At 71.6% G+C, this 25,690-nt stretch carries 19 protein-coding genes; 3 read left to right on the top strand and 16 right to left on the bottom strand.

The window, feature by feature from the left end:
• Window positions 1-24 precede the first annotated feature (24 nt).
• The 6 genes from ACFWYW_RS16450 to ACFWYW_RS16475 form a co-directional block, all read right to left on the bottom strand.
• A complete protein-coding gene (locus ACFWYW_RS16450) occupies window positions 25-1,338 on the bottom strand; it encodes a hypothetical protein (RefSeq protein ID WP_379610371.1) in 1,314 nt (437 codons plus the stop codon).
• A gap of 24 nt (window positions 1,339-1,362) precedes the next feature.
• Window positions 1,363-3,126, bottom strand: coding sequence for a serine/threonine-protein kinase (locus tag ACFWYW_RS16455; RefSeq protein ID WP_379610370.1), 1,764 nt, complete (start codon window positions 3,124-3,126; stop codon window positions 1,363-1,365).
• 88 nt (window positions 3,127-3,214) lie between these two features.
• Window positions 3,215-5,506, bottom strand: coding sequence for a serine/threonine-protein kinase (locus tag ACFWYW_RS16460; protein ID WP_379610369.1), 2,292 nt, complete (start codon window positions 5,504-5,506; stop codon window positions 3,215-3,217).
• A 293-nt stretch (window positions 5,507-5,799) separates the two neighbouring features.
• Window positions 5,800-6,570 carry an SDR family oxidoreductase gene (locus ACFWYW_RS16465; protein ID WP_379641003.1) on the bottom strand — a complete coding sequence of 257 codons (771 nt, stop codon included), beginning with the start codon at window positions 6,568-6,570 and terminating at the stop codon, window positions 5,800-5,802.
• Complete coding sequence (locus ACFWYW_RS16470; protein WP_379610367.1) at window positions 6,567-7,598, bottom strand: phosphotransferase family protein; 1,032 nt, start codon at window positions 7,596-7,598, stop codon at window positions 6,567-6,569. The genes ACFWYW_RS16465 and ACFWYW_RS16470 overlap by 4 nt, the downstream gene beginning before the upstream one ends.
• A 9-nt stretch (window positions 7,599-7,607) precedes the next feature.
• On the bottom strand, window positions 7,608-9,002 hold the full coding sequence (locus ACFWYW_RS16475) for a PLP-dependent aminotransferase family protein (protein WP_379610366.1): 1,395 nt from the start codon (window positions 9,000-9,002) through the stop codon (window positions 7,608-7,610).
• Window positions 9,003-9,074: 72 nt separating this feature from the next.
• On the opposite strand from ACFWYW_RS16475, the gene ACFWYW_RS16480 reads away from it, so the two are divergent.
• Window positions 9,075-9,713, top strand: coding sequence for a pyridoxamine 5'-phosphate oxidase family protein (locus ACFWYW_RS16480; protein WP_379610365.1), 639 nt, complete (start codon window positions 9,075-9,077; stop codon window positions 9,711-9,713).
• 615 nt (window positions 9,714-10,328) lie between these two features.
• On the opposite strand, the gene ACFWYW_RS16485 is transcribed toward ACFWYW_RS16480, so the two are convergent.
• Together ACFWYW_RS16485 and ACFWYW_RS16490 are read right to left on the bottom strand one after the other, a co-directional pair.
• Complete coding sequence (locus ACFWYW_RS16485) at window positions 10,329-10,715, bottom strand: hypothetical protein (protein ID WP_379610364.1); 387 nt, start codon at window positions 10,713-10,715, stop codon at window positions 10,329-10,331.
• Window positions 10,712-13,720 carry a glycosyltransferase family 2 protein gene (locus ACFWYW_RS16490; RefSeq protein ID WP_379610363.1) on the bottom strand — a complete coding sequence of 1,003 codons (3,009 nt, stop codon included), beginning with the start codon at window positions 13,718-13,720 and terminating at the stop codon, window positions 10,712-10,714. The genes ACFWYW_RS16485 and ACFWYW_RS16490 overlap by 4 nt, the downstream gene beginning before the upstream one ends.
• Window positions 13,721-14,168: 448 nt before the next feature.
• Between ACFWYW_RS16490 and ACFWYW_RS16495 the strand changes: the two genes are divergently transcribed.
• Complete coding sequence (locus ACFWYW_RS16495; protein ID WP_379610362.1) at window positions 14,169-15,239, top strand: helix-turn-helix domain-containing protein; 1,071 nt, start codon at window positions 14,169-14,171, stop codon at window positions 15,237-15,239.
• Window positions 15,240-15,271: 32 nt separating this feature from the next.
• Here the strand turns inward: ACFWYW_RS16495 and ACFWYW_RS16500 are convergent, their stop codons facing one another.
• The gene (locus ACFWYW_RS16500; protein ID WP_379610361.1) at window positions 15,272-16,354 is read right to left on the bottom strand and encodes a glycoside hydrolase family 26 protein; all 1,083 of its coding nucleotides are present in this window, start codon (window positions 16,352-16,354) and stop codon (window positions 15,272-15,274) included.
• A 55-nt stretch (window positions 16,355-16,409) separates the two neighbouring features.
• Window positions 16,410-17,588, bottom strand: a complete 1,179-nt coding sequence (locus tag ACFWYW_RS16505; protein WP_379610360.1) for a DegT/DnrJ/EryC1/StrS family aminotransferase — start codon at window positions 17,586-17,588, stop codon at window positions 16,410-16,412.
• Window positions 17,589-17,650: 62 nt separating this feature from the next.
• Between ACFWYW_RS16505 and ACFWYW_RS16510 the strand changes: the two genes are divergently transcribed.
• Window positions 17,651-18,589 carry a glycosyltransferase family 2 protein gene (locus ACFWYW_RS16510; protein WP_379610359.1) on the top strand — a complete coding sequence of 313 codons (939 nt, stop codon included), beginning with the start codon at window positions 17,651-17,653 and terminating at the stop codon, window positions 18,587-18,589.
• On the opposite strand, the gene ACFWYW_RS16515 is transcribed toward ACFWYW_RS16510, so the two are convergent.
• The 6 genes from ACFWYW_RS16515 to ACFWYW_RS16540 form a co-directional block, all read right to left on the bottom strand.
• A complete protein-coding gene (locus ACFWYW_RS16515) occupies window positions 18,527-19,873 on the bottom strand; it encodes a lipopolysaccharide biosynthesis protein (RefSeq protein ID WP_379610358.1) in 1,347 nt (448 codons plus the stop codon). The two genes, ACFWYW_RS16510 and ACFWYW_RS16515, sit on opposite strands and share 63 nt — an antisense overlap.
• A complete protein-coding gene (locus ACFWYW_RS16520; RefSeq protein WP_379610357.1) occupies window positions 19,866-20,660 on the bottom strand; it encodes a polysaccharide deacetylase family protein in 795 nt (264 codons plus the stop codon). Before ACFWYW_RS16520 ends, ACFWYW_RS16515 begins: the two co-directional genes overlap by 8 nt.
• Window positions 20,657-21,586: a glycosyltransferase family 2 protein gene (locus tag ACFWYW_RS16525; protein ID WP_379610356.1), complete on the bottom strand. Its 930-nt coding sequence runs from the start codon at window positions 21,584-21,586 to the stop codon at window positions 20,657-20,659. The genes ACFWYW_RS16520 and ACFWYW_RS16525 overlap by 4 nt, the downstream gene beginning before the upstream one ends.
• Window positions 21,587-21,602: 16 nt before the next feature.
• Window positions 21,603-22,436 (bottom strand): glycosyltransferase family 2 protein, encoded by an 834-nt coding sequence (locus ACFWYW_RS16530; protein WP_379610355.1) that lies wholly within the window; start codon window positions 22,434-22,436, stop codon window positions 21,603-21,605.
• 149 nt (window positions 22,437-22,585) lie between these two features.
• On the bottom strand, window positions 22,586-23,704 hold the full coding sequence (locus ACFWYW_RS16535; protein WP_379610353.1) for a GNAT family N-acetyltransferase: 1,119 nt from the start codon (window positions 23,702-23,704) through the stop codon (window positions 22,586-22,588).
• A gap of 415 nt (window positions 23,705-24,119) precedes the next feature.
• On the bottom strand, window positions 24,120-25,655 hold the full coding sequence (locus ACFWYW_RS16540) for a sigma factor-like helix-turn-helix DNA-binding protein (protein ID WP_379610352.1): 1,536 nt from the start codon (window positions 25,653-25,655) through the stop codon (window positions 24,120-24,122).
• Window positions 25,656-25,690 lie beyond the last annotated feature (35 nt).

Genomic DNA, 25,690 nt, shown 5'->3' on the forward strand with positions numbered 1-25,690 from the left:
TAAGAACTGCTATGAGATGCATTGTCAGCACTTGTAGGTGAAGCTCGCCTTGTCCTGCAGACGCTGCGGCGAGACGACCGTCAGCGTCGCCGTGAGCTTGGCCGTGCTCTTGCCCGACACCTTCCACTTCAGCGGCACCGTGTAGGACGACTTGTCGGAGGTGATGCGCTGCGTCTGGCGGATCTTCTCCTTCCTGTCGCTCTGCGCCCACTCGTAGACGATCTCCCCTGAGGAGCCATTGGTGACGATCTTGCCGCTGATCAGCACGTCCGCGTCGCAGCCCTGCGCCTTCTTCGGCGCCGTCACGTCGACCGAGGTCACCGCCAGCGGCGTCGATGGCCCGCTCAGCCGGAACCACGCCAGCAACGCCCCCGCCACGATCACCGCGAACACCGCGGCGGCCAGGATCGTCCGCCGCCGCCGGGCCCGCGCGGCCCGCCCGCGCCGCTTGCCCGGTGTCCCGGCGGCGTCGGCCCGGCCCTCCCGCCAGATCCGCTCCGCCGTGGTGCCCAGGGACGGCGACACCCCGGGCCCGAAGTGCTGCTGCTCCAGCGCCGGAACGTGCAGCAGCGTGACGATCTCGCCCTCGTCGCGGTCCGGGATCGGGTTGACGCCGATCTCCAGCGTCGTCCGGTTACGCACCTCCTGGGCCAGCCGGTCGCGGGTGATCTGGCCGCCGGGCAGGACCTCGCGCTGGCCGAGCAGCACGTCCCTGGCCGCCGCCAGCCCGTGGAGCGTGGCCGTGGCCGCCGCCCGGTCGAGCAGTTGCGCGGACGGCGCCGGGCAGTCCGCGCCCAGCGCCCTGGCCAGCGACGCCCACGCCGCCACGTCGCGGTCCGGCTCGGCCCGCAGCCCTCTGATCGCGTCGGCCAGGCCGCGCTCGATCAGCACCGCGGAGCCGTCGTCCCCGATCACGATCGTGCCCGGGTGCAGGGCGCCGTGCGCCAGTCCCGACGCGTGCAGGGCCTGCAGCGTCTGCGCCGTCTCCACGAGTACGGCCGCCGCCCCCGGCGGATCCACCGCCCGCGCCGCCATGAGGTCGCCCAGCGACGGGCTGACCGGTCCGGCCGTGAGCAGCCACACCTCCTCGCCCGCCGCCACCACGTCGGCCACCTGCACCAGGCCGCTCAGCCCGTTCTGCGTCAGCGGCCGGTCGGCCACCACCGTGGCCACGACGCGCTCGCGCACGCCGGGCAGGCCGACCACGCCGCTGTCGAACCGCAGCGCGCCCGCTCTGCGGCCGGACGGCGTGATCGCGTCGAACCAGGTGCCGAGCTCGGTGATGCGGGTGTGGTCCGTGAGCCGGTAACCGGCGATGGACTCGCTCGCGTTGCTCATCGCCGTCGTAACCCCCGGGGTCTCCTAGCGCCTCCTGCGGTGCCTGCCGGACATGCGGCGCTTCACCGCAAGTGTGACGGGAACCGCGCCGGACGTCACCAGCTCGAAGGCCAGCACCGCCGCCACACCTCCTCCGTCGAACCCTTCCGAGGCGACCCCCTCCAGGGCCGCGTCACCGTCCCGCGACGTGCCGTCCTCCTGGGCGGCGGCCCGGGGCGCCGGCTGCGCCTGGGAGCCGGCCTGCTGGGAGTCCGTGTCCCGCTGGGAGCTCGTGTCCTGCTGGGCGTCGCCCTTCTCGCCGCGGGTCGGTTCGCCCTCAGGCGGCTGGGTCGTGGCCGGTGGGGTGGTGGACGGGCGGCCGGTGGGCGGCTGGCTCGTGGGCGGCCGGGTGGTCGGCGGGGCCGAAGTGGCCGGGGGCGACGAACTGGGCGGCGGCGAGGTCTCGTCGGCGCTGGAACGTCCCGTGATGCCCTCGTCCGGTGTCTCGCTCGGCGACGGCGTCTTGGTCGGCTTCTTCGTCTTGGTCGGCGTCGGCTTGGGCGTGGGTGTGGGCTTCGGGGTGGGTGTCTTGGTGGGCGGCTTCGTCGTCTGCGCCACGGGCGGCGGCGCCGCGGTCACCGTGTCGGACGGCTCCGGCGTCGGCTCGGGCGTGGTCACCTCGGGTGTCGGTTCCTCGGTGGTCTCCTCGGGGAGCGGCACGTCGAGCGATGACACGCTGGCGGTGGGCGTACTGCGTGCCGCCTGGAGGGTGGGCTCGTCGTCGGAGGAGTTGACCACCACGATCGCGACGGCCACGAGGACACCGGTGCAGACCGCGCCGATCGCGACCTTCGCCCCCAGCTTGCTCATGAGCTTGGCCGCCGGAGTCGCGAGGTCGGTGCGCGCCATCGACGTCGCGACCTCCGCCACCTCCTCGGGCGGGGTCGGGAACATGAGCAGCAGCAGCCCGGCCAGCCTGGCCAGACGCCGGTGCCCGCGCTCCTCCCAGCCCGGCCCGTACGCCTCGACCGCCACCGCCTCCAGCTCCGCCAGCAGCGCGTCGGCCGTCTCGGGACGCTCGGCGGGATGCTTGGCCAGCCCCCGCTCGACCAGTCCCCGAAGCGGCTCGGGAACCTCCTCGACCGGTGGCGGCGTGCTGTGGTGCTGGCGGGCCAGCGCGGCCAGGTTGGTCGCCCGGTAGGGCCGGGCGCCGGTCAGGCATTCGAAGAAGACGATCGTGGCCGCGTACACGTCGGTCGTGGGGGACGCGGGCGCGCCCGACCACTGCTCGGGCGCCATGTACGGCGGCGTGCCCGACGTGTTCGCCCCTTGCCCGGCCCGTACGGCGATGCCGAAGTCGACCAGCTTGCTGGTGCCGTCGCCCTGGACGATCACGTTCTCGGGCTTGAAGTCCCGGTGGACCACGCCGACCGCGTGGGCCTCGGACAGGCCGAGCAGCGAGCCCTTGAGCACCGTCAGCGCGGCCTCGGGCCCCGTGGGACCCTCCGAGCTGAGGACCTCGCGCAGGGAGACGCCGTTGACCAGGTCCATGATGATGGCGGCGCCCTCGCCGGTCTCGACGTAGTCGATCAGCCGGGCGTTGTACGGGCTGCGCATGGTGCCCAGCAGCCGGGCCTCATGGCGGAACCGCGCGACGAACGTGACGTCGGCGCGCAGCTCGTCCGACAGGTACTTGATGGCGACCTGCTCGCCGTCATGGTCCCGCGTGGCCAGGACTACGCGTCCCGACGCACCGGCCCCGAGTTCGCGTACCTCGGTGTAGCCGGGAACCCCCCAATGCCCATACATAACGCCTCTTCTCTGGAGTCGTCAGGGCCCCCACCCACAGCAGACGCTCGGCAGTGTAACCCGTCTTACTCCAGAGAAGTCGGATATTTCATCGTTCCGGTTTGGGGGTTTCCGACGTCTTCTCGGCGGGTTTCTGTTCTGTTGGCGTCTCCGACGGGCTTTCGGAGGGTTCGGAGGGGCAGGCGGGGGTTTGTCCGCTCGCGCTGTCCGCCTTGCCTCCGGCCGACGCCGTCACCGACCACCGGGACCCGCAGGGCGTCTTCCCGGCCGCGAACGAGACTGTTCTGGTGTAGGCGGTCTCACCGGCCAGGTCCATGGCGTCGCTGCCGATGGTCCGTCCGGCCACGGTGAACGTGACGCTCAGCCGTACCGCCTGCTCGTTGAGTGTGGTGACGGCGACCGTCGCGCTCGCCAGGCCGCGCGCGCCGAGCGCGGCGCGCAGCACGCTGATGCGCTGCACGCCCGCCGGACAGCCGACCGCCGCCCGTGAGGAGGCCTGCCGGTCGCCCGCGGTCACGGTGACGGTCAGCGTGCCGCCGCAGGGGCGCTTGGCGAAGCTGTGGCTGTAGGCGCGGGTGTAGGACGTGTCGCCGGACAGCGTCGTCTCCCGGGTCAGGACCGGCTCGCCGTTCAGGGAGAGGCTGGCGCGCATCGGGATCGCGGCCGTTCCGCTGGCCGCGGCCGAGATCCGCATGCTCACCGAACGGCCGGGGGACTCGGCCACCGACAGCGCCACGCGCAGGCGGGTGACGTCCGTGGGGCAGTCGGGGACGTTCACGCTCGCGCTCTTCGCCCCGCCCGTCGCGGCGGGCGAGGTGGAGACGGTCAGCGTGACCGTCTCGCCGCACGCGCCGTCGTCCAGGGTGTGGCTGAAGGAGCGGGTGTAGCTGAGCGCGCCGCTGAGGCGGGCCGTCGTGGTCTTGACGACCGCGCCGCCCACGGTGAAGCGGGCCGTCAGCGTGACCGGGCCCTTGCTCGTGGCCCGTACGGTGGCCGTTCCCGCGGCCGCGTTCCCGTTCGAGGAGGAGAGCGTCAGCTTGCCCAGGCCGATGCCCGAGACCGTCGCCGGGGGAGTGGGCGTCTTCGTGGGTTTCGGGGTGGGCGTCTTGGTGGTCGGTTTGGTCGTTGGCTTGGTGGTGGTGGGGGTGTTCGTGGTGGGTTCGGTGGTCTCGGCGGGTTCGGTGGCGTCCGGGCTGGATGGGCCGGACGCCGACGGGATCACCGCTATCGGCACGGAGGCCACCGCGCTCGGATCGACCACCTCGGGCGTTTCCGGGAGCGTGGTCGTCGGCGGCGTGCCCAGCTGGGCCGGGCTGAGCGGCGCCGGAGTCTGCGAGGCCGCGACCACGTCCACCGGAGTGGTCGACGGGCCGCGCGAGCTCAGGATCACCACCGCGGCGACCGCCACCGCGACCGCCAGGCCCGTGCCCACGCCCATCCTGACCGCGTTGTGCCGCATCGCCTTGAAGACCGTCCGCGTCACGGACGTGCCCACCTCAGGCATCGCCACCGGTTGCGGGACCGGCCAGAGCGCCGCCAGCAGGGCCACCAGCGCGGCCAGGCGGCGTTTGCCGCGTTCCTCCCAGTCCTCGCCGTAGCCCGCCCTCGCGGCCTCCTCCAGCTCGGCCACGAAGTCCGCCGCGCTGGCCGGGCGCTGGTCGGGATGCTTGGCCATGCCTCGGGTCACGAGGTCGCGTACGGGCTCCGGCGCGTCGTGGACCGGGATCGGCGCGTGCAGATGCTGATAGCCCAGCACGCTCGGCTCGGTCGAACGGTAGGGCCGGTGCCCGGTCAGGCACTCGAAGAAGACCGCCGTCGCCGCGTAGACGTCGGTGGCGGGGGAGGCGGGCCCGCCCGCCCACATCTCCGGCGCCATGTAGGGCGGCGTGCCCTCGGGATGGGCGGCCGTCCCCTCCCGTACGGCGATGCCGAAGTCGACCAGCTTGCTGACCCCGTCCTCGCGGACGACCACGTTCTCCGGCTTGTAGTCCCGGTGCACCAGCCCGATCGTGTGCGCACGGGCCAGCCCCAGCAGCGAACCCTTCAGCACGACCAGGGCCGCCTCGGGGCTCGTGGTGCCGTTCTCGCGGAGCAGGGCGCGCAGTGACACGCCGTTGACCAGCTCCATCACGATGGCGGCGCCGCTGGGCTCCTGGATGTACTCCCACATGGTCGCGATGTGCTGATCGCGTAACGTGGTGAGCAGCCGCGCCTCCGACTGGAACCTGGCCAGCGCGGCCGGATTCTGTCTGAGCCGTTCGGCCAAATACTTGATCGCGACTTTGACACCGGTGTCGTCATGCTCGGCCAAGACGACCCGGCCACTTCCGCCCGTACCGAGCTGTCGGATCTCGGTGTACCCGGGGGCACTCCACTCCATCGCCAACTCCCATCAGGAGGCGGCCCACCAGATTGGACGTGCGATCTAGCGGTCAGGTTTTCATGAAACTACTGCCATCTCCGGATGTGAACGGCTTTACCGATACCTTCTCTAACCGGTCCGCCCACCCACCCCCCTGACCAGGCCCAACCCCACCCCGCCCCGGTCACCCTCCGCACGGGCACCCAGGCTTTCCGTGACGCCCCCGCTCGCCCACCCGGGCTCCTCGCGTCCCGGCCCGCAAGGCACGGGCTCCCCACGGCTCCGGGGTTCTCCAAGGTTCCTGGATCCCGTCAGCCGCGGAGTGAGGTAGCGGGTGGGGTGGGCGGGCGTTCGCCGCCTGCCGGGCCCGGTACGCCGGCGAACCGGTAAGGGACGGGGGCGCGCCCTGGCTGGACGACCAGGATGGCGCCGGGTTCCTCGGAGTAGAAGGCCGACTCCACCGCCGCCGCCACGTCCTCCGCGTCCAGCAGCGGGAACCCGGCCCCCAGGAACACGTCCCGCATCCCGGCCACCAACGGCGTGTCGGTGAAGCCGGGGCACACCGCCCCGATCCGCACCCCGGACGCGGCAAGAGGCTTGGCCAGCCCTCTGACCAGCCCCACCACCGCGTGCTTGGTCATCGTGTACACCGGGTCCCCGTCATAGGCGACGAGCCCGGCCAGCGACGAGGTGACCACGATCGCGCCGCCGCCCCCGCGGGTGAGGGCGGGCAGGGATTCGGCCACGCCGTACACGACGCCGTCGATGTTGACGCCGACGGCCTTGCGGTACTGGTCGGGGTCGAACGCGGTCAGGTCCACGCCGCTGGAGATGCCGGCGTTGAGGTGGACGAGGTCGAGCCGGCCGTACGCGCGCTCGGCCGTGGCGACGGCCCGCGCGGAGGTCTCGCGGTCGGTGACGTCGCCCGCCACCGCGGTGCCGCCGAGCTCTTTGGCCAGCCGTTCCGCGCCGTCCGCGTCGACGTCGACGAGCACGCAGCGGGCGCCGCCGCGGGCCAGCCGCCTGGCGACGGCCGCGCCGATCCCGCTGGCGGCTCCGGTGATCAACGCGACCGTACTCATGGGGCCTCCTGGTCGAGCATGCGGTGGGCGCGGGCGATCAGCGTGGGTACGGCGGCGCCGATGCCGTCGAAGCCCTCTCCCACGGTCTTACCCTGCCGGAACCGGGCATGGATACCCTCGACGATGACGGCCAGCTTGAAGTTGCCGAACGCCACGTAGTAATTGATGTCGGAGATATCGCGCCCGGACACCTTGGCGTAGCACGCGGCGAACTCGGCCGCGTTCAGAAACCCCGGCGCCAGCGTGACATCCCCCGCCACGGGCACGCTCGCACGTTCCGCGTCGCCCGGATCCTGCCAGTACGTGAGCGTCAGCCCCAGATCGGCCAGCGGATCGCCGAGCGTGGACATCTCCCAGTCGACCACCGCCAGGATCTCCGGCGGATCCCGCCTGACCAGCGTGTTGTCCAGCCGGTAGTCGCCATGCACGAGCGTGCTCTCCGAGCGCGACGGCATGCGTTCGCGCAGCCGCCCCACCAGCCGGTCGTACTCGGGAAGGTCGGCCGCCTTCGATCGCTCCCACTGTTGTTCCCACCGGTTCAGCTGCCTGGCCAGGTACCCCTCCGGCCGCCCGAAGTCGCCCAGCCCCACCTGCCGGTAGTCGACGTCGTGGATGGCGGCGAGGATCTCCGCGAGCCGTTCCGACAGCCGTCGCGCCTGCTCGGGCGGCGGGTCGCCGAGCTCCGCCCGGGTGCGTACGGCGGCGCCGTCCACCTGCCCCATCACGTAGAAGGGCGCCCCGATGACCGCCTCGTCGGCGCAGAAGGCGAGCGCCTCCGGCACCGGAACCGGCGTGCCGTTCAGCGCGGAGATCACCCGCCACTCGCGGCGCATGTCGTGCGCGGTCGGCAGCACGTGCCCGAGCGGCGGGCGGCGCAGCACGACCGGCCTGTCGCGGCATTCGACGAGGTAGGTGAGGTTCGACTTGCCGCCGGAGATCAGCGATGCCGAGAGCGCCTCACCCGCGCCGGGCACGTGGGTGGCGATCCAGTCGGTCAGTCGGGGCCAGTCCAAGCCGGGAACGGTCATGGGACCACATTAGAACCTTGCTCTGGTCGGCGGCGCAATGAGGTCCGCGACAATCGCGCAGCCCTTGCGGACGTCGGCCAGCGACGCGGAGCCGTACCCGATGACCAGTCCGTGCACCCGCGGCGCGCCGTGGTGGTGGCGCTCCACCGAGTCCAGGCGCACGCCGCGCGCGGCGGCCTCGCGCATGATCTCCGGCACCACGTCCTCGGGCAGTTCGGCCAGGACGTGCAGGCCCGCCGTGTCGCCGTGCAGGCGGCACACCGGGCCCAGGATCTCGACCACGGCGGCCCGGCGGCGCGCGTACTCCAGGCGCATCCGCCGCAGGTGCCGGTCGAGGTCGCCGTGCTCCAGCAACGTCCCGACCGCCTGCTGCACCGGCCCGCTGGTACGGTCGCCCAGATCCTTCCTGATGCCCGCGATCCTGGCCAGAAGGTCCCGCGGCCCGACCAGCCAGCCGACGCCGACGTCCGGGGCGAGCGACTTCGACAACGTCCCCAGCAGCACCACCCGCGACGGATCGAGCCCGTAGAGCGCGGGCAGCGGCGCCACGTCGTAGCGGAACTCGGCGTCGTAGTCGTCCTCCAGGATCATCGCGCCGGTCCGCCTGGCCCACGCCAGCAGCCGCTCCCTGCGCGGGATCGGCAGCCGCCCGCCCAACGGGTACTGGTGCGCCGGGGTCGTGTACAGCACACTCAGATCCTCCGGCAGCCCCTCCACGATCACGCCGTCGCTGTCCACCGGGCACGGCACCACCTCGACGCCGCGCCCGGCGAAGACGTTCCGCGTGACCCGATAGCCCGGATCCTCCACCCCCGCCCGTCCGCCCCGCCCGAGCAGCGCGAGCGTGACGAGGTCCAGGCCGTTGGCGGTGCCGCGGGTGACAAGGACGTTCTCGGGCCCGACCGCCACGGCCCTGGTCCGTCTGAGGTGCGCGGCGAGCAGTTCTCGCAGGTACGGCAGGCCGTACGGGTCGGGGTCGTCGCCCGGTGGCAGATCGGCCGCCTTGCGCCAGGCCCGCTTCCACGCGGCACGGTCGAAGTCCCGCACCCAGGGCTCACCCGGCGCCAGATCGATCACCGGTTTCGCGGCGGCGGCGGGTGGCGGGGCCATGGTGGTCATGGGGGCGTCGACGGCCGGCGGAGGCGCGTACAACTGGGCCACGAACGTCCCCGACCCGTGCCGCCCGTCCAGCCATCCCTCCGCGTAAAGCTGCTGGTAGGCCTCCGTCACCACGGTACGGCTCACGCCAAGCTGCGCCGCCAGCCCCCGGCTGGACGGCAGCCGCTCACCCGGAGCGAGCGTCCCGCCCCGCATGGCCTCCCGCAGCCAGGCGGTCAGCTGGGCGGCAAGCGGCTCCGCCGAACCTCGGGAAAGAGCGACGGGCAGGTCAACAAGGCTGCGCACAGGAAGTGGTCTCCATGAATCGGCATTTAGTGGCCCTAATCTACAAGTCCACTTCCGAGCAGTATGGACCGCATGCTCTCCACCACACCCCGCACCACGCTCGGCCGCGAGAAGCACCGCGCCAGCACCGACCGCGCCGACCTGTACGAGGTGCTCGACACCGGGCTGATCTGCCACCTGGGCGTGGTGCACAACGGGCACCCGATGGTCGTCCCGACCGGTTACGGCCGCATCGACGACACCCTGTACCTCCACGGCTCCACGGGTGCCAAGTCGCTGCGCTCCGGCCAGGACACGGAGATCTGCGTGACGGTGACGCACGTGGACGGCGTCGTCCTGGCGCGCTCGGTCTTCAACCACTCGTTCAACTACCGCAGCGCCATGATCTACGGCACCGCCCGCCTGGTCACCGACCCCGACGAACGCATGGCCGGCCTCCGCGCCCTCACCGACCACCTGGCCCCCGGCCAGTGGGACTACGCCCGCCAGCCCAGCCGCAAGGAACTGGCCGCCACGTCGGTCCTGGCCCTGAGCCTGACCGAAGCCTCGGTAAAGCTCCGCACCGGCCCCCCGAGCGACGAGGACTACGACTACGCCCTCCCGATCTGGGCCGGCGTCCTCCCCGTGGTCACGACCTACGGCACCCCCATCCCCGACCCGGTCCTGGACCCCACCACCCAGCCCCCCACCCACATCCGCTCCCGCCACTAACCCCAACCGACCAGCGCACCCCGGAGAGCCAGCCCCGAGGAAGCCGAGGGTTCCCCCGAGACCCGAAAACCCGGGGGACTACCCGAAACCCGGGGGACCGATGGCTTGGGGAGCGGCGCTCAAAGGGAGGAGGTCCCCAGAGGGCGGGGGAGGCCCCAGGAGGAGGCTCGCGCGGGGCTGACCGCGGGACGCTAGGACCGGGGGACCGGGGGACCGGGGGACCGGGGGACCGAGAGGCCGAGAGGCCGGGGGACCGAGAGGCCGGGGGACCGCGAGGCCGGGGGACCGCGAGGCAGGAAGGCCGCGAGGCCGGAAGGCCGAGGTTGAGGGCCGGGAGGCCGGGAGGTTGAGAGGCCGGGAGGTTGAAGGGCGGGGAGCCGGGAGGTTGAGGGGGCTTTTCCTGGGCTTGTCCCCGCGCCGAGACGGCGGGACGGGGGACGGTGGTGTCCGGCGCGTTGTCGCGGCGGGCGGCGTGGGCCACGGGCAGTGGTCAAACATGCGGCGTAACGGCGAGCAACCCCGTCCGACTGCCGGCCGGCCTCGCACGGGTGCGAGCCCGCGACGGCGGGAGGCGCCCACCCGGCTTGCCGTAACGGATAGGAGAGAAGAAGACGATCACAGCCGACGACGGATGCCCTCGCGGCGCGCGCGGGAGGTGGTGATGAGGGCGGCGAGCGCGGCGGCGGAGGTGATGGCGGCGAGGGTGATCAGGGCGCGGTCCATGGTGAACGTCGAGGTGAGGAAGTACGCCTCGCTGACCAGCATCCCCAGCCCCACGCTGATCGCGAACGCCAGCGCCCCGCTCTCCATCGCGTCACCCGTGTGGTCACGCCGCCCCAGCAGTGGCCGGACCAGCCCCAGCACCGCCGCCCCCGGGCACAGCACCAGGAACAGGATCGTCACCACCACCCGCACGGCCGACCCCGCCGCCAGATGGCCGACCAGGACGGCGACCCACCCGGACAGTCCCAGCAACAACAACGACACCCGCGAGAACGTCATGATTTCTCCGGCAGCAGTTCGTAGACGTCCCCACCGGGATTGCTCAGCACCTTCTTGAACCGCTTCGACGCCTCCACCTCCCGTTTGAGCCGGTCGATGGTGCCCTTGGGCAGGATGCCGGGCGTCTCGGTCGCGGGGCGCTGGGTGCGGTTGAGCACGAGGTAGCCCTTGGCGCCGGGCGGGAGCTTGGACATGAGGTTGATCAGCGACGGCGCCGGCTTCTTGACGAACTCGGCGAGCGTCGGCACGTACGCGGGCAGGTTGGGCAGGGCCTCGCGCGAGGGCGGAAGTTCGTCGAGCCAGCTCTGGTCGAAGCGTTCGTACTGGTCGTAGGCGCCGGGCAGGAAGAAGGTGGGCGCGACGATGAGCGAGTTGACGGGCGCGATCCGGTGGAGTTCCTTGACCAGCTCGACCTCGTCGAGGGTGAAGTAGTTGCCCTGTTCCTTGCCGTAGTTGCCGAAGAAGAAGCCGGCGACCATCAGCAGCAGGACGACGGGCAGGATGGCCAGCCGTACGAAGGCGCGCTTGCTGGGCAGGAAGACGGCGGCGGCCAGGAACGCGGTCATCGGCAGCGTGAACAGGTAGACGCGGAAGAGGATCTCGCCGCCGTAGCTTCCCGCGGCGAAGAAGACCAGCGGCGCCAGCCCGATCATCAGCAACGGCAGGCCGGGGCGGCGCAGCCACTGGCGGCGCAGCACGGCGCCGGCGATGGCCAGCAGCCACAGGCCGACGGACAGGGCGCGGTCGGCGTAGGCGACGATCACCTGGCCGGGGGCGACGTCGCCGAGTGCGACGAGCCCGGCGTCGAGATTGCCGCCGGCGTCGCCGAGCGAGCCGACGATGAAGTTGATCTTGCTTTCGAGCACCTGCCAGGCGATGCCCATGGCCCAGCCGGCCGCCAGCGCCGCGCTCACCATGAGGATGCCGAAGTTGCGGTAGCGGCGCAGGATGAACAGCAGGCCGAGCGTGGCCACCAGCATGAGCGGCGTGAGCTGGTGGGAGGAGGCGATCGCGGCGATCGGGATGATCAGCAGCAGCGTCCAGGTGAGCCGCGCGTACGTCGTGGTCATGGGCGGCGGCTCGGCGGCCAGCCCGTGCGGGTCGTCACCGGCCCGGATGGGCCCGCGTCTGAACCTCCGTACGACCACGGCCAGCACGATGAGGTAGAGCACCAGCGTGGTGGCCTGCGGCGAGAAGTAGTCCTGCCCGACCCACGAGCAGGAGAAGTACACCCAGATGCCGCCCCAGATGAGCTGCCTGTTGCGGGTCACGGTCCTGAACAGCAACAGCAGCGGCAGCAGAGTGGCCACGTTGAAGACCAGCGGGCCCCACTTGGCGATGTCGAGCGCGTTCTCCAGCCCCGCCGCCTCGGTCATGAGCGCGAAGAAGGAGAAGAAGCCCGGCCACTGGTGGTAGGCCGACAGCGAGCCCGCGGCCGGGTCGGTGGCGCCGTGCCTGATCAGGTAGTCGATGACCGAGACGTGCTTCCACGCCCACGGATAGCGCAGCGTGGGATAGAGCAGGCTGGGCGTGGCGTGCAGGACCGCGATGAGGATGAGCGCGTACCCGGCGTGCCACAGCTCCAGCGCGTGCCGGTCGTTGAGCAGCGCCACGAACCCGACGATCATGACCACGATCGCGATCCAGAACGTCGCGGGCAGGACCGTGAGCAGTCCGAGGTCGGTCATCTGGTCGAGGTTGACCCGGCGCAGCGACAGCCCCCACAGGATCGTGGAGACCGGCAGCGCGGTGCGGGCCACGAACCAGGTCAGGTTCCCGGCGGCGGGGATCAGGTCGGCGCGCGTGGAGTCCATGCGGCCGCTCATGTAGCCGATGACGGTGGCGATCATCGCCAGCAGCCGGGTGATCAGCGCCTGCCCCGGCCGGACGTTGCCGGGCCCGGTGACGGTGATCGCCTGGAAGGTCGTGCGCGGCAGCGAGGACTTCACCTGCGCCAGGTGCACGCTGAGCGCCCGCCGCCCCCGCCCGCGGTGGGGGACCGCCGCCAGCGACTTGCCCTCGGCGACGCAGCGGGAGATCACGTACGCGCGCGTGGCCCGCCGGGCGGAGATGCCGGCGCGCAGGTGCGCGGAGGGTTCGTAGTGGACCCTGCCGTTGGGGTTGAGCTCCTTGAGCAGGTGGAACAGCTCGGCCTTCACGCCCCCCGGCGGCTCGGCGAGCACGTCGCCCGCCTGGTGGTCGAGGTCGGCGGGGAAGCCGCCCGCCTCGGCCAGCGCGGCACGGCGGAAGGCCACCCCGGCGCCGTAGAGGTCGTCGATCGGCCCGGCCTCCTCGGGCGAGCCGGTGCACGAGCCGCCCATGATCCAGGCGAGTTCCTCGGGGAACCATCTCGGCCGCCCCGCCACCCACCGCAGCGTCAGGTTGCTCCGCACGGCCAGCACCCGCCGCTCGTCGAAGGCGCGCAGCAGGCAGGTGGACCAGTCGGGCTCGGCGGCGGTCTCGTCGTCGTGGAAGGCCACGACGTCACCGGTCGCGGCCGTCAGGCCGAGGTTGCGGGCGGCGGCCACGCCGCGCTGCCCCTCGTTGTGCAGCACCACGACGTCGTCCAGCCCGCCGCGGGCCAGGTCGGCCAGCTCGGGGCAGTGGTCGACGACCACGATGATCTGCTCGGGCGGCTCCAGCTGGGCGCGCAGGGAGGCGATCGTGACGCGTAGCTGGTGCCAGGCGCCGACCTCGCCGGTGACGACGACCACCGAGAGCGTGGGCACCGCCTTCTCGTCGATCGGGGGCGGCGGCTCGGCCGTGATCTTCGGGATCGGACGGGTGCTGGTGGCGTCGTCCTCGTCCTCCGGGTCGAGCAGCTTGCGCGCGTCCCAGACCAGCACGCCGGTGGGCGCGTCGTCCTCGTCGTCCGTACGCGGCCTGGGCAGCCGGGCGACCTTCGTCGCGTCGTCGTCAGGTAAGGCCGCATCATCGGTGGCGGGCCGTTTCAGCTGACGTGTCGTCTCGTCATCGAGCGCCTCGTCGGCTTGCCTGCCCTCCACTGTGTGTACCTTTCCCGACCCAGAGCTGAACGACGGCTACCCGTGACTTTACTCGGTCCGAATCGCCTGATCGTCGTCTCGATCAGAGTGTTCCGAACAGTTCGGAACGTTGTTCGATCTTGGCAGCGGGCGGCCGGGTGGGCGAGCTTCTGGGTGGTCCTTGAAACCTTCCCGACGGAGGTCGCCCGATGCGCATCCCACGTCCGTGTCCGTTCCGGGGCGGTCAGGAAGCACGAAGCCGGAAACAGGGGCATCGGCTTCGGCTCTGGCTGAGGCGGGAGCCGCGCGGCAAGGCTCTACGCGGAGCCGACATCTGCTGCTGACGGGCCCGATCGAGCATCCCCCTGCCTCCACTTCCCTCGCCAAGGCAGGGGGATGACCCGCGTAAAGATCCTTTGTTAACATGACCGCCCGAGCCGGGAGTGGGCTCCGAGCGGAAGAAGCAGCGTTGGACGAGGACGGTCCCCCCGACCCGGCGCAAGCCACCACGGCCGCCGAGTACGTCGCCGCGCTGGCCCGATTACGCCGCTGGAGCGGCCTCACCTACCGGCGGCTGGCGAGCGCGTCGGGCGGCGCGCTCCCCGTGAGCACGGTGGCGGGCGTCCTGGGCAGGACGACCCTGCCCAGGGAGGACTTCGTTGCGGCCTTCACCGCCGCCTGCGGCCTGGACGAGGCGGAGACCGACCGCTGGATCCGCGCCCGCAGAAACCTGGCATCCGGCACAGGCGAGCAGCCCGGTCCGGGGCAGGGCATTTCGGGGCAGGCTGGCGCGGGGGAGGCCGGCACCGGCGAGGATCCTGGCGCGGGCGAGGTCGACCCCGACGCGGAGACAGTCGTGAGCCCGGCACCGGATCCGGCGGAGCCCGTCCCGCCGCGCCGGTCCCTGCAACGACGGTCCCTGGCGCGACGGTGGTGGCCGGCGATCGCCGCGGCCGCCGGTCTCGCGGTCGCGCTCCTGTTCGCCCCGACGCTCATCCGAGGCATGGGCGACATGCTGGAAGGCCGCGCCGCGGCCAGCCAGAGCGCCACCGCCCAGGCCCCGCAGGACGGCTGGCACCGGATCGTCCCCTCCCACGTCGCCGACCGCGGCCTGTGCGTGAGCGAGGGCCGCGAACGCTCGGGCAGGACCGACCGCCCGCTGGCCGTCCAGACCTCCTGCGCCGCCGAGGGCCCGGCCACCTACCTCAGAACCCTCGGCCCCGGCGTCTACGAGATCCAGTGGCACCACCCCAGGCAGGGCGTCGGCTGCCTGAGCGTGGACGACGCCTACCTCGGCGACGAGGCCCTGCTCGCCCCCAGCGACTGCATCGCCGCCGCCCACCAGCGCTTCCTGCTGGAGCGCGATCGCAACGGGTTCCGGCTGCGTCCCGTCCACAGCGGCAAATGCCTCGGTTCCCTGTACGGCGAAGCCGACATCCACCCCGGCGCCGAGATAGCCCAGCTCGCCTGCACCGGCAAACGCGACCAGATCTTCCGCTTCGAGCCCGTGGAACGCCCGTCCTGGGCGACGTCCGGCTAAGAACCCACGTCCGGCCAAGAACCCACGTCCGGCTAAGACCCCGGCAGGGTGACGGCGGTGGGCAGGCTCTGCCGTACGTAGGCCGCCTTCCCCGCCTGCCCGAACTCGGTCAGCGTGCCCGGCCCGGTGAGCGTGAAGTCGCACCCGTCGGCGTCCACGGCGTTCCACTGGACGACCGCCTTGATGTTGGGCAGGTCCTCCAGCACGCCGGGCACGTCGGCGTACCAGCGCCCGCGGGCCCGGTCGTCGCGCACGTTGTGCTCGCTGCCGTACTCGCTCAGGATGAACGGCTTCTTGCCGAACCCGTTGCTCACGAACCAGTCGTAGGTCGGCTTGATCGTCGTCCTGAAGTCCTGCCACTCGGCGTTGCGGCAGCGGGCGAAGTTGTAGGGGTCGTAGCTGACCCAGTCGACGTAGTCGTCACCCGGGTAGAAGGCCTTCCACCGGTGCCGGAACGGGTAGTAGCCGGTCACGCCCCACACCCAGGCCACGTTGGTGACGCCGAGGGTGCGGAAGCGGTCGACGATGTGCCGGTACGCGGCCACGTAGTCGGCAGGGGCGCCCGCGTTCTTGCGCATCTCCATCTCGCCGTCGAAGCCCAGCAGGACGGGCTTGCCGTACTCCTTGATGCGCCGCGCCTGGGGGTCGATGACGCTGTGGTCGGCCTCGCCGCGGGCGATGCTGGCCCAGGGGATGTTGTCGGAGGTGTTCCAGCGTTCGGACTCCCAGCCGAGCAGCAGGAGCCGGTCGCGGCCGAGCTGGGGCTCGTCGTCGCGCAGCATCCGGCCGTTGGGCGTCTCGGACATGTCGTGGTAGGCGAACACGACGTCGAACTTCCTGCCGACCTGGCGTTCCAGCGTGGTGACCGAGTTGAGCAGGCCGCCGCTGGCCGGCGGGGTGTAGATGCCCCACCAGGCACCGCACGCGGGGCCCTGCTTGAGCGTGGCGGGGGAACTGCACGGGCGGCCGCCGTCGGCGCCCGCGTCCGGGTCGGAGTAGGACGTGACGAACACGACGGTCCCGGTGGCGAGGACGGCGAGGCCGACGACCATACTCCACAGGACCCGGCGGCTCTTGCGGGGCACGGCGTGTTTTCCCGCCGATTCCTGAGGCATGGGGGCTCCGTACGGATGATGCGTGAATCGGCCTCCAGTGTAGGGAGGACCGCCTTCAATCGGCTGTACTGACGGCCGGCCGTACCGGCGCGGCGAGGGTGCGCAGCACGGGCAGCGCGCGGGCCGCCTGGAGCGGGTCGACGGGCAGCACGTGGCGGGTCCACCAGGAGGCCACCTCGGGGGTGGGACCGGGCTCGGTCAGCGGCGCGCCGAAGTCCTCGTCCAGCGGCGGCGTGTACAGCGCGGTGGTGATCACGCCGCGCCGTTCCAGCGCGCGGATCGCCGCGTCACGCTCCTCCACCAGCAGCGGTACGCGGAAGAGCGGCTGGTCGGCCAGTTCCCGCACCGGCGGGGCGGTCACCGGCAGCCCGGCCAGCATCCGCACACCCGCCACGCGCCCGGCCCGCTCACGCTCGGCGGTGCGCTGGCGGGCGGCGGCGAACCGGCGCTGCACGGCGCCGTGGGCGTTGCGGTAGCCGCCGGAGCCGACGGACATCCAGCGGTCGAAGGCGGGCAGGTCCTCGGCGCCTACGGCGGCCAGGTCGCGGGCGCGCGAGTCGTCGCTGACGTAGGTGGCCTCGATGCCGAGCGCGCGGGCCAGCCGCCAGGCCGGGGTGCTCAGGCGCAGCGCGTAGACGGCGTCGCGCAGGAGAGGAGCGGCGACGGCCCGCAGCTCACCCGTGGTGGAGGGGGCGAGCAGCAGCCGGTCGCGCAGGTCCGCGGCCCGCCGGGCGGCCTCGGCCTCGCGCAGCAGCAGAACGCCGCCGGAGCCCGCCCGCGCGTGCTTGGACAGGCTGAAGGCCGCCGCCGCGCCGAACGTGCCCACGTGCCGCTCGCCGAGCCGGGTCTGGAAGGCGTGGGCGCAATCCTCGACCAGGACCACGCCTCTGGCCGCGCACTCGGCGGCCAGGCGGTCGATCTGGCCCGGCAGGCCGTACATGTGCGTGGCGACGACCGCGCCGATCCCGGTCCAGTCGACGTGGTCGGCGTCGATGGTCGCGTCGTCCGGCGAGACGGGCGCCATGACCGGGCGCAGCCCGGCGGCGACCGCGGCGAAGAGCACGGTCTCGCAGTTGACCGGGGACATCAGCACCCGCTGCCCGCGCTCCACGAGAGCGCGGAACGCGAGGTAGAGCCCGAGCCTGGCGGAGGGCAGGTACACGCCGTGCAGACCGGTCCGCTGAACCAGCGGCGCGATCAGGACATCGTCCCGTTTTCCCTGGTTCTTCGGCACTCCTGGAACGATACGCTGTAACTTCAGCGATCGCAGGTCTTGTCTCCCAAGGCGGTCTATCCATGGAGTCTGGCACGTGGCCCGAAGTGGGCGTCGTGGTGTGTACGCGCGGTGACCGGCCGGAGATGATCAGAGACACACTCAAGGGCATCACCTCCCAGGACTATCCGGGCCGGGTCACCACCGTCGTCGTGTTCGACGGCGGCGACCCCGATCCCGAGCTCGCCTCCGACGACCCGTCCCGCCCGGTGCGGCTGGTCAGGAACGAGCGCTCGCGCGGCCTGCCCGCCGCCCGCAACAGCGGCATCCTCGCCCACGCCGGAAGCGTCGAGTGGGTCGCCTTCTGCGACGACGACGACACCTGGCTGCCCACGAAGATCACCGCGCAGGTCCGCGCGGTCCAGAAGCACCCCGACGCCGTCTTCGCCACCTGCGGCTCGCTCATCGTCCACGACGACTGGACCCGCCACATCCACCTGGAGAAGGAGCGGGTCCCCTTCGCCGACCTGCTCGACGGGCGCCAGCCCGCCATGCACCCCTCGGGCTTCCTCGCCCGCCGCTCCGCCCTGACCGGCGAGGCCGTCGGCCTGTTCTCCGAGACGATCCCCAGCGGCTACGGCGAGGACTACGAGATGCTCCTGCGCGCCGCCAGGTGCGCGCCCATCGTGCACGTGCCGGAGGAGCACCTCCACGTGCGCATGCACGCCCAGTCGCACTTCGCCGGCCGCTGGGACGTCATCGCCGAGGCCCTGCAATGGCTGCTGGAGCGCTACCCGGAGATCAAGACCTCCCGCAAGGGCTACTCCCGCCTGGCCGGGCAGGTCGCCTTCACCCGCGTCGCCGTGGGCCGCCGCTCGGAGGCCCTGCGCTGGTCGATGCGGGCCTTCACCACCGACCCGCGCGAGATCAGGTCGTACGGCGTCGCCGCCATCGCCCTGCTACGCCTGAGCCCCACCTGGGTCGTCCGGCGGATGGAGGCGCGCGGCCTGGGCGCGCCCTGAGGCGACCCGCCACAGCCCCGGCAGCACCGCCAGCGCGGTGATCGTCTGGCTGGCCAGAATGGCGAGGCCCACCCCGGTGATCCCGTAGACGGGCAGGAGCAGTTGCGCCCCGCCGATCGCCATCACGGCCATCCCGAACTGCACGAACACGATCATCCCCGCCCGCCGCAGCGCCCGCAGCGCGCCCAGGTAGAGCTCGACCACGGCGCGGGGCAGCGCCGCCAGCGCGATCAGCCGCATGAGGTCGGTGGCGTGCTGCGCGTACCCCTCGCCGAACAGCAGCAGCGCCACCGGCGCCAGCAGCGTCGCCACGACGACCAGCGGCGTCAGGATGAGGAACGTGCGCCGCAGCGCCCTGCGGCAGTTGTCGGCCAGCGTCGCCTTGTCGAAGGCGCCCTCCACGGTCAGCGAGGAGGCCATCGTGTAGCTGAGCATCTCCAGCATGGCGCCGAGGGTGATGGTCAGCCCGTAGTAGGCGTTCATCTCCTTGGAGACCTGGGCCGCGACCAGCACGGGCACGCCGTAGTTGAACAGCAGCGTGAAGATCGAGCCGGCGTAGTCGCCGGCCAGGAAGCGGCCGATCTGGCGCGGGGGCGGCAGCCTCTTGTCCGCGGTGAGCCGGGCGTGCTGGGGGATCAGCTTGCGGAAGACAGCCGTGTTGAGGCACAGGGAGACGACCAGGCCGGGAGCGATCCAGGCCAGGAAGACCGCCCAGGAGACCGAGACGCCGGCCGAGTTGCCCAGCAGCACGGCGCACACGGCCAGAACGCCGAAGCGGACCACCCAGAAGATCAGGTTGGCCACCGGCACCCAGGGGGCCTTGCGCAGCCCGGTCAGCACCACGTCCTGCAGCGTGCAGATGCTCCAGACGATCACCATGACCGTGAAGACCAGCCCGGCGGTCCAGCCGGACAGCAGGCTGTAGGTCTCGCCCCAGCTCGTCAGCGTGAGCAGGAAGATCGCGCAGCCGGCGACGGCCAGGCCGGTGGCGGCGCCGTAGACGGTGCCGACGAAGCGGGCGGTGTGCCGGCCGGCCTCGGGGACGAAGCGGGCGACCGTACCGACGAAGCCGAAGGAGGTGATCGCGGCCAGGAACCTCATCGCGGCCAGGATGGCCATGCCGACGCCGACGTCCTTCTCGTCGAAGACGCGCGCGGTCACGGTCCAGTAGGCCAGCCCGATGACGGCGCCCGCGCCGGCGTTGAGCATGAGGGAGTAGGCGCTGCGCAGCAGCGGGTCGTTGAGGTCGGCGGGCAGGAACCTCTTCAGGCCGCGCTCAGTCACCGGGGGACACCTGGCGCATCGCGTAACGCGCGCGGCGGACGATCGCGTAGCCCTTGGTCAGCGTACGTTCCCTCAGGTAGATGAGCGGCACGCCGCGGCCCTCGACGGCGCGGCGGAAGCGGTCCATGCTGGTGCGCCTGGCCACGGTCAGCCGCGGCACGGCCAGCACGTCGTGCCGGTCGGCGGCGATGGCGTTGCTGACCGCGCAGGCGGCGAAGTATCCGGCCTTGCGCACCTCGCGGCGCACCCGCGCGCTGGAGTAGCCGTAGGGGTATGCCATGGTCACGACGGGCGTGCCCACCTTGTCCTCCAGCAGGCCCTTGTTCCTGCGCAGCTCCTGGCGGAGCTCGGCGTCGGCAAGCTGGTCGAGCTGCGGATGGCTGTGGCTGTGCCCGCCGATCTCGATGCCGCTGGCGGCGGCCTCGCGGGCCTGTCCCCAGGTGAGCATGTCGTCCAGCGGGCGGCCCGCCGCGTCCTTGCCGGCGTCGGCCAGCCAGCCGCTGGTGACGAAGATCGTGGCGGGCATCCGGCGCCGCTCCAGGACGGGCAGCGCGTGGGAGTGGAAGTCGGCGTACCCGTCGTCGAAGGTGATCACGACCGCCTTCTGGGGCACCTGGTTGTGGTTGAGCGCCGCGACGAGGTCGGCGAAGGTCATCGGCGTGTACCCGCCGTCGGCCAGGTACGCCACCTGCTCGGCGAAGTCACCGGGTCGTACGGCCAGCGGCCTGGTCGCCTCGTTGGGCCGGTCGGTGACGGAGTGGTACATCAGGATCGGCACCCGGATCATCGCAGCCTCCAGGAGCCGACGGCGTAGCCCCACGCGGTCCAGGCCAGCCCGATGACGATCGCCCCGGCCCGGCCGAGCCCGCCCGGGTCGCCGCGCAGCGCCTCGCCCAGGCCGCGCAGGGCGCCCTTGGGCAGCGCCTTGAGCGCGTGGGCGCGCTCGCTTGACAGGCCGTCCTGCGCGCCCACCTCGCGGGTGACCAGCGCCTTGGACAGCCCTTCCGCGTAGCAGCGGGAACGGAAGTAGGAGAACGTCTCGCGCTGCCTCGGCACCTTGTGGCCGATCAGCGCCCGCGGCTCGAACAACATGACCGACCCGGGCCTGCGCTGGGTCAGCCGGATGCAGAACTCGGTCTCCTCGCAGCCCAGCGGCCGGCTCTTGCGCCCCTGGACGCTGCGGCCGATGCCGCTGTGGAAGCCGCCGACTCCGGTGACGGCCTCGCGTAGGAAGGCGGCGTTGCCGCCCATGACGTTGCGGACCGGAGCCCGGACCGCCGGCATGCCCCGGTAGCTGCAGCCGACGGTCCAGTCGAACTCGTGCGGGAACCACCGCGGACGTCGCTCGGACGCCCACAGCGGATCCGTACGCCCGCCGACGCCGACCACCCCCGGTTCCTGGAAGCCCTCCTCCAAAGCCTCCAGCCAGCCGGGATCGGCCACCGCGTCGTCGTCGAGGTAGGCGACGACGTCACCACTGGCGACACCGGCACCGGTGTTCTTGCCGCCCGACAGGCCCTGCTCGTGGGAGTTCTCCACGACGACGGCCTTCGGGTAGGCCCGGGAGAGCTTGAGGTGCAGGCCGGGGTTGTGGTCGACGACGAGGATCAGCTCGTGTGCCCTGCGGCGCTGGTTCTCGATCGACTCCACTGCCTGCCTGATGTCCTCCCAGCGCTCCTCGGTGTAGACACAGATGACGACGGATGTAAGCACGGGTGGGCCTTCGTGGCTAAGCGACGCCCCGGTCGGCGGCGGGTGCGGCAGTGGGTTCGGGCAGCTGGAGGCCGGGTGGCCGCCGCCATTCCCGCAGGATGGTGCTGAGCACCCTGAACCCGTCGCGGAAGGTGCGCAGGTTGCTCTGCCCGTGGATGCGGTGCCGTTCGTGGCTGGGCACCTCGTGGATCGTCAGCCCGGCCTTGGCGGCGCGCACGTTCATCAGGGTCTCCACCTCGAACCCGTCGCAGTCCAGGTCGAGCACGTCGAGGTGGTGGGCCCAGAAGGCGTTGTAGCCGTAGCACAGGTCGGTGTAGCGCGTGCCGTACATGAGGTTGACCAGCGCGGTGAGGGCCTTGTTGCCGACGCTGCGGCCGAAGGTCAGGTCGTCGCTGCCGCCGCCGGTGGCGTAGCGCGAGCCCTTGACGAAGTCGGCTCCGGTCACCAGCGCGCCCACGAACGTGATGATCTCCCTCCCGTCCATGGAGCCGTCGGCGTCGATCATCACGATGATGTCGCCCGTGCAGGCGGCGAAACCGGCGGCCAGGGCGTTGCCCTTGCCCTTGCCGGGCTGCGTGATGATCCTCAGGTTGGGGCGCAGGCGTCTGGCCACGGCGACGGTCTCGTCAACGGAGTTGCCGTCGACGAGCACGACCTCGTCGATCCATTGGGGCAAGGTGGCGAACAGATGCGGCAGGTTCTCCGCCTCGTTCATCGCCGGCACCACCACGCTGACTCTGGGCGATATCGCCAGGTGGGGTGTCACAGGGGTGAAACGCTCAAGCGGCGGCATGGACCGCAGTGAGGTCACCTGCGCCTTGCCGTTGTGCCTGATGTTCTCGGGACTCATTTCGGGAACAATCCTTCCGGGACCACCCGCCGCAGGCCACGCTCGGCCATACCCGGGTGCTGTGGGGGTGCCGAAAGCGGTAAACGATGCATTGCCGGTCCAGTGGGAGTGAGGGTGCTGGTGTTGTGCTGCCGAGGGGATGGGAGCGCTTAGAGCGCTCCCGATGGTTCTTTGACGTCTGACTCCTGGCCTCGAGTACTACGCATACGCCCAAAGCCCTTCAACACAAGGTCCGCCGCTCTATAGAGAGACGGCGAATCGGTGACAATTGTTCGCGCCTTGTTGAAGGGAACTCTGCCGATCCAGTGGGCGGCGGCCGCCGCGGACGGCCGCGAGATGCGGCCCTCCGAGACGTGGAGCGTGCCGCTCTTCAGCCAGTGCTTGTAATCCTTGCCACCCTTGCCCATGTCGACCGTGTGCAGGCCCGCGCCGGCGGCCGCCTCCGCCATGCGGAGATGGTGGACGATGCCGGGCGAGTACTTCCCGAATTCGGAGTCGTAGGCGGGGAACCAGCCCACAAGGGTCGTGGCGGTGCGCAGGCCGAAGTGCCCGGCCACGGGGACGTCGCCGGCGTAGAGCATGGTGAGCACGCCGGCGAAGCCGGGGGAGCGCTCGGCGTGCATCTGCTCGGTCAGCTCGACGATCCACGGCTGCGCGAACCGGTCGACCCGGCCCGTCCTGCGGTACTGGTCGGATTTCCAGGCGAGCAGCTGGCGCAGCTCGCCGTGGTCGGTGGACGCCCAGGACAGGCGCAGCTCGCCGTGTTCCCTGGCGAGCTTGCGTTCCTTGTAGCGCCAGGTCTTCAGGTTCTTGGCGGAGTTCTCCTTCACCTGGGCGAGCCAGGCCTCGTAGCCCGCGGTGAAGTCCATGACCGCGGCCGGGCGCACGTCGCTCTCGTACGGGGCGAACGTCGGCTGGCCGGCGACCATGTGGTCGAAGGCGAAGACGTTGAGCCCGCACGCGCGCAGCAGCGCCTTGGCCTCGACCTTGACCTCCCGCACGCCGATGAGGCCGTGGCAGGTGGTGAGGAAGCCGCCGAGAGGCTTGCCGATGCCGAAGTGGTGGCGTTCGTAGGGGAAGAATCCGACGATCTCGCCGGCGTCCTCCACGACCGCCGTCCTGACGTAGTCGCGCAGACCGTCCATCGCCAGGGCGAACTCCACCGAGAGGAAGGGGTTGTCCAGGCTCGGGTCGGCCTTCTGCAACTCCCGCCAGCGCGACCTTTCGGTCTCGCCGAGGTCTCCCGGGCGAACGACGGTGATGTTCACCTGGCCCCCACTTCGGTCAGCACGGTCTTCCCCCGACAGTTGCCCCGGCTCCTCCTGATAGAGCGGCGAATAGATCACGATCACGCAACAGACCGACGGTAGCCGCAACGGGATGGCTTGTCAGCCGCGTCCCAGAGGCGTGATCGGGCATCTTGGCTCGTCTCTCCTGGCTCTAAAAACGGTGATGGCACGATTGATCGCCCATTCATGGGACCAATCGTGCTGTGGGCGCGTCAATGGCGACGCCTGGTGGCCCGTGCCGGTTTACCCTGGCCACCAGGTTTCTCGCATGCGCTGGAGAGTGCGAGAAATGTGAGCCTTGGTCCCGATACGCGCCCCAAGCCTCCCAGGATGCCCTATCACGGAGGGGAAGTTCGACCTAGGGCCGGATATATCCCTGAACATCACCTAAATGTCACTCTGGGGCTTCTCCAGGTGTTTCGGTGGGTTCGCCGGTCGGAGTCGGCTCCTCGGAGGGGGTGGGCTCCTGGGTGGGCGCCTGCCGTCCCCGCCAGGAAAGGGCGCAGGTGGCGGCGCCGCCGTTCGAGCTGAAGGTGACCGTGCCCGAGCCGGCGGCCTCGGGATCGTCCACCGTCACCCAGATGGACGCCGACGCGCCCGCCTTGATCGTCCCGCTCGCGGGGAAGACGCCCAATCCCTCCGACGGCCCGGACGTCCAGGACACGCTCGCGTTCCGCGCGGTCAGTCCGACCTTCGCGGCGCCGCTGATCGAACCGGGGCAGCTCACCGTCAGCCGGGCGCCCGGGGCGGGCCGGCGTGTCCTGGTCGGCTCGCTCGCCGGCTTGGTGGCCGGCGGGGCCGGCCGGCCGGTGGGCGTCACCCGGGGCGCCGGGCCGGAACGCGTGGGCTCCGGTGTGGTCGGGTCCGGGGCCGGCTCCTCGGTGAACTCCTCGTCCACCGGCTCGTCGGTCGGCACCGACATCGGCGCCCGCGACTGCGAGGGGGAGGACGTCGGCATGGCCGCAGCCGGGGCGCCGCTCTCGCCGTTCATCAGCGCCATCGCGCCCGTGCCCGCCAGCACCGCGACCCCGGCCAGCACGACCGGGGCGAGCCTGCGCGGGCGCCGCCGCCGCGAACCGCGCCCGCCGCGCTGCTCGACCGGGAACCCGGTGCGGTCGAAGCTGTCGCCCCGCTCCATGATCAGCGTGCGCGCGTGGTCGAGCTCGGGGTTGACGCAGGTGTCGACGACCCGGCGGCGCAGCGAGATCGGCGGGTAGGCGACCGGCACCATGTCCAGCAGCTTCGCCGCGGCCACCTGCCGGTGGCGCCCCTCGGTGCAGACCTCGCAGCCGCCGATGTGCCCCGACAGCCTCCGGCGCAGCATGAGCGTGAGCGGACCCTCCCACGAGTCCACCATCGCCGACAGGTCAGGGCAGTGCGCCCGGCCCGTCCTGGCCAGCAGTACGGCGGCCGCCGCGTTCTCCAGATGGTCGCGCGCCCGCCCCAGCCGCGTCGCCGACTGCCGCGAGGTCAGCCCCAGCACCGAGCCGACCTCCGCGGGCGTCAGCCCGTGCCGCGACGACAGCTCCAGGACCTCCCGCTCGTTCTTGCTGAGCTCGCCCAGCACCTCGTACACCAGCGCCGTCAGCTCGGGGTCCTCCGGCTCTTCGAGCACCGGCGGCGGCGGGCCGGCGGGCGCGCCGTCCTTGCGCGCCATCCTGGCCGCCGCCTGGAAGCGGGTCAGCGCGTAGAGCCAGGCGCGCAGCTTGGCGGCCTCCTGCAGCCGTGCCGCGCCGCCCTGGGCGGTGACCAGCGCGTCGTGCACCGAGTCCGCCGCGCTGTCGCGGTCGCCGGTCAGCGAGCAGGCGTAGTCGTGCAGCCGTTCGGCGTAGGCGTCGTAGAGCTTCGCGGGAGCGTCGGTGTCGCCGCGACGCAACCCCTGCGCCAGCTCATGGTCGTCGGCGCGATCGACGTTAGGCCATCCAGCCACAAACCCTCCCCGCAGGTGCAAGTCCCGGGTGGAGG

The sequence above is a fragment of the Nonomuraea sp. NPDC059023 genome, assembly GCF_042740095.1.
In the GTDB taxonomy this organism is placed as follows: Bacteria; Actinomycetota; Actinomycetes; order Streptosporangiales; family Streptosporangiaceae; genus Nonomuraea.

Excerpts from the sequence above, each read along its gene's own strand:
- ACFWYW_RS16470 (WP_379610367.1), bottom strand. The coding sequence starts at position 7,598 with ATGACCGTTCCCGGCTTGGACTGGCCCCGACTGACCGACTGGATCGCC.
- ACFWYW_RS16510 (WP_379610359.1), top strand. The coding sequence starts at position 17,651 with ATGGAGTCTGGCACGTGGCCCGAAGTGGGCGTCGTGGTGTGTACGCGC.
- ACFWYW_RS16480 (WP_379610365.1), top strand. The coding sequence starts at position 9,075 with ATGCTCTCCACCACACCCCGCACCACGCTCGGCCGCGAGAAGCACCGC.
- ACFWYW_RS16530 (WP_379610355.1), bottom strand. The coding sequence starts at position 22,436 with ATGAGTCCCGAGAACATCAGGCACAACGGCAAGGCGCAGGTGACCTCA.
- ACFWYW_RS16460 (WP_379610369.1), bottom strand. The coding sequence starts at position 5,506 with ATGGAGTGGAGTGCCCCCGGGTACACCGAGATCCGACAGCTCGGTACG.
- ACFWYW_RS16465 (WP_379641003.1), bottom strand. The coding sequence starts at position 6,570 with ATGAGTACGGTCGCGTTGATCACCGGAGCCGCCAGCGGGATCGGCGCG.
- ACFWYW_RS16520 (WP_379610357.1), bottom strand. The coding sequence starts at position 20,660 with ATGATCCGGGTGCCGATCCTGATGTACCACTCCGTCACCGACCGGCCC.
- ACFWYW_RS16500 (WP_379610361.1), bottom strand. The coding sequence starts at position 16,354 with ATGCCTCAGGAATCGGCGGGAAAACACGCCGTGCCCCGCAAGAGCCGC.
- ACFWYW_RS16485 (WP_379610364.1), bottom strand. The coding sequence starts at position 10,715 with ATGACGTTCTCGCGGGTGTCGTTGTTGTTGCTGGGACTGTCCGGGTGG.
- ACFWYW_RS16450 (WP_379610371.1), bottom strand. The coding sequence starts at position 1,338 with ATGAGCAACGCGAGCGAGTCCATCGCCGGTTACCGGCTCACGGACCAC.
- ACFWYW_RS16455 (WP_379610370.1), bottom strand. The coding sequence starts at position 3,126 with ATGTATGGGCATTGGGGGGTTCCCGGCTACACCGAGGTACGCGAACTC.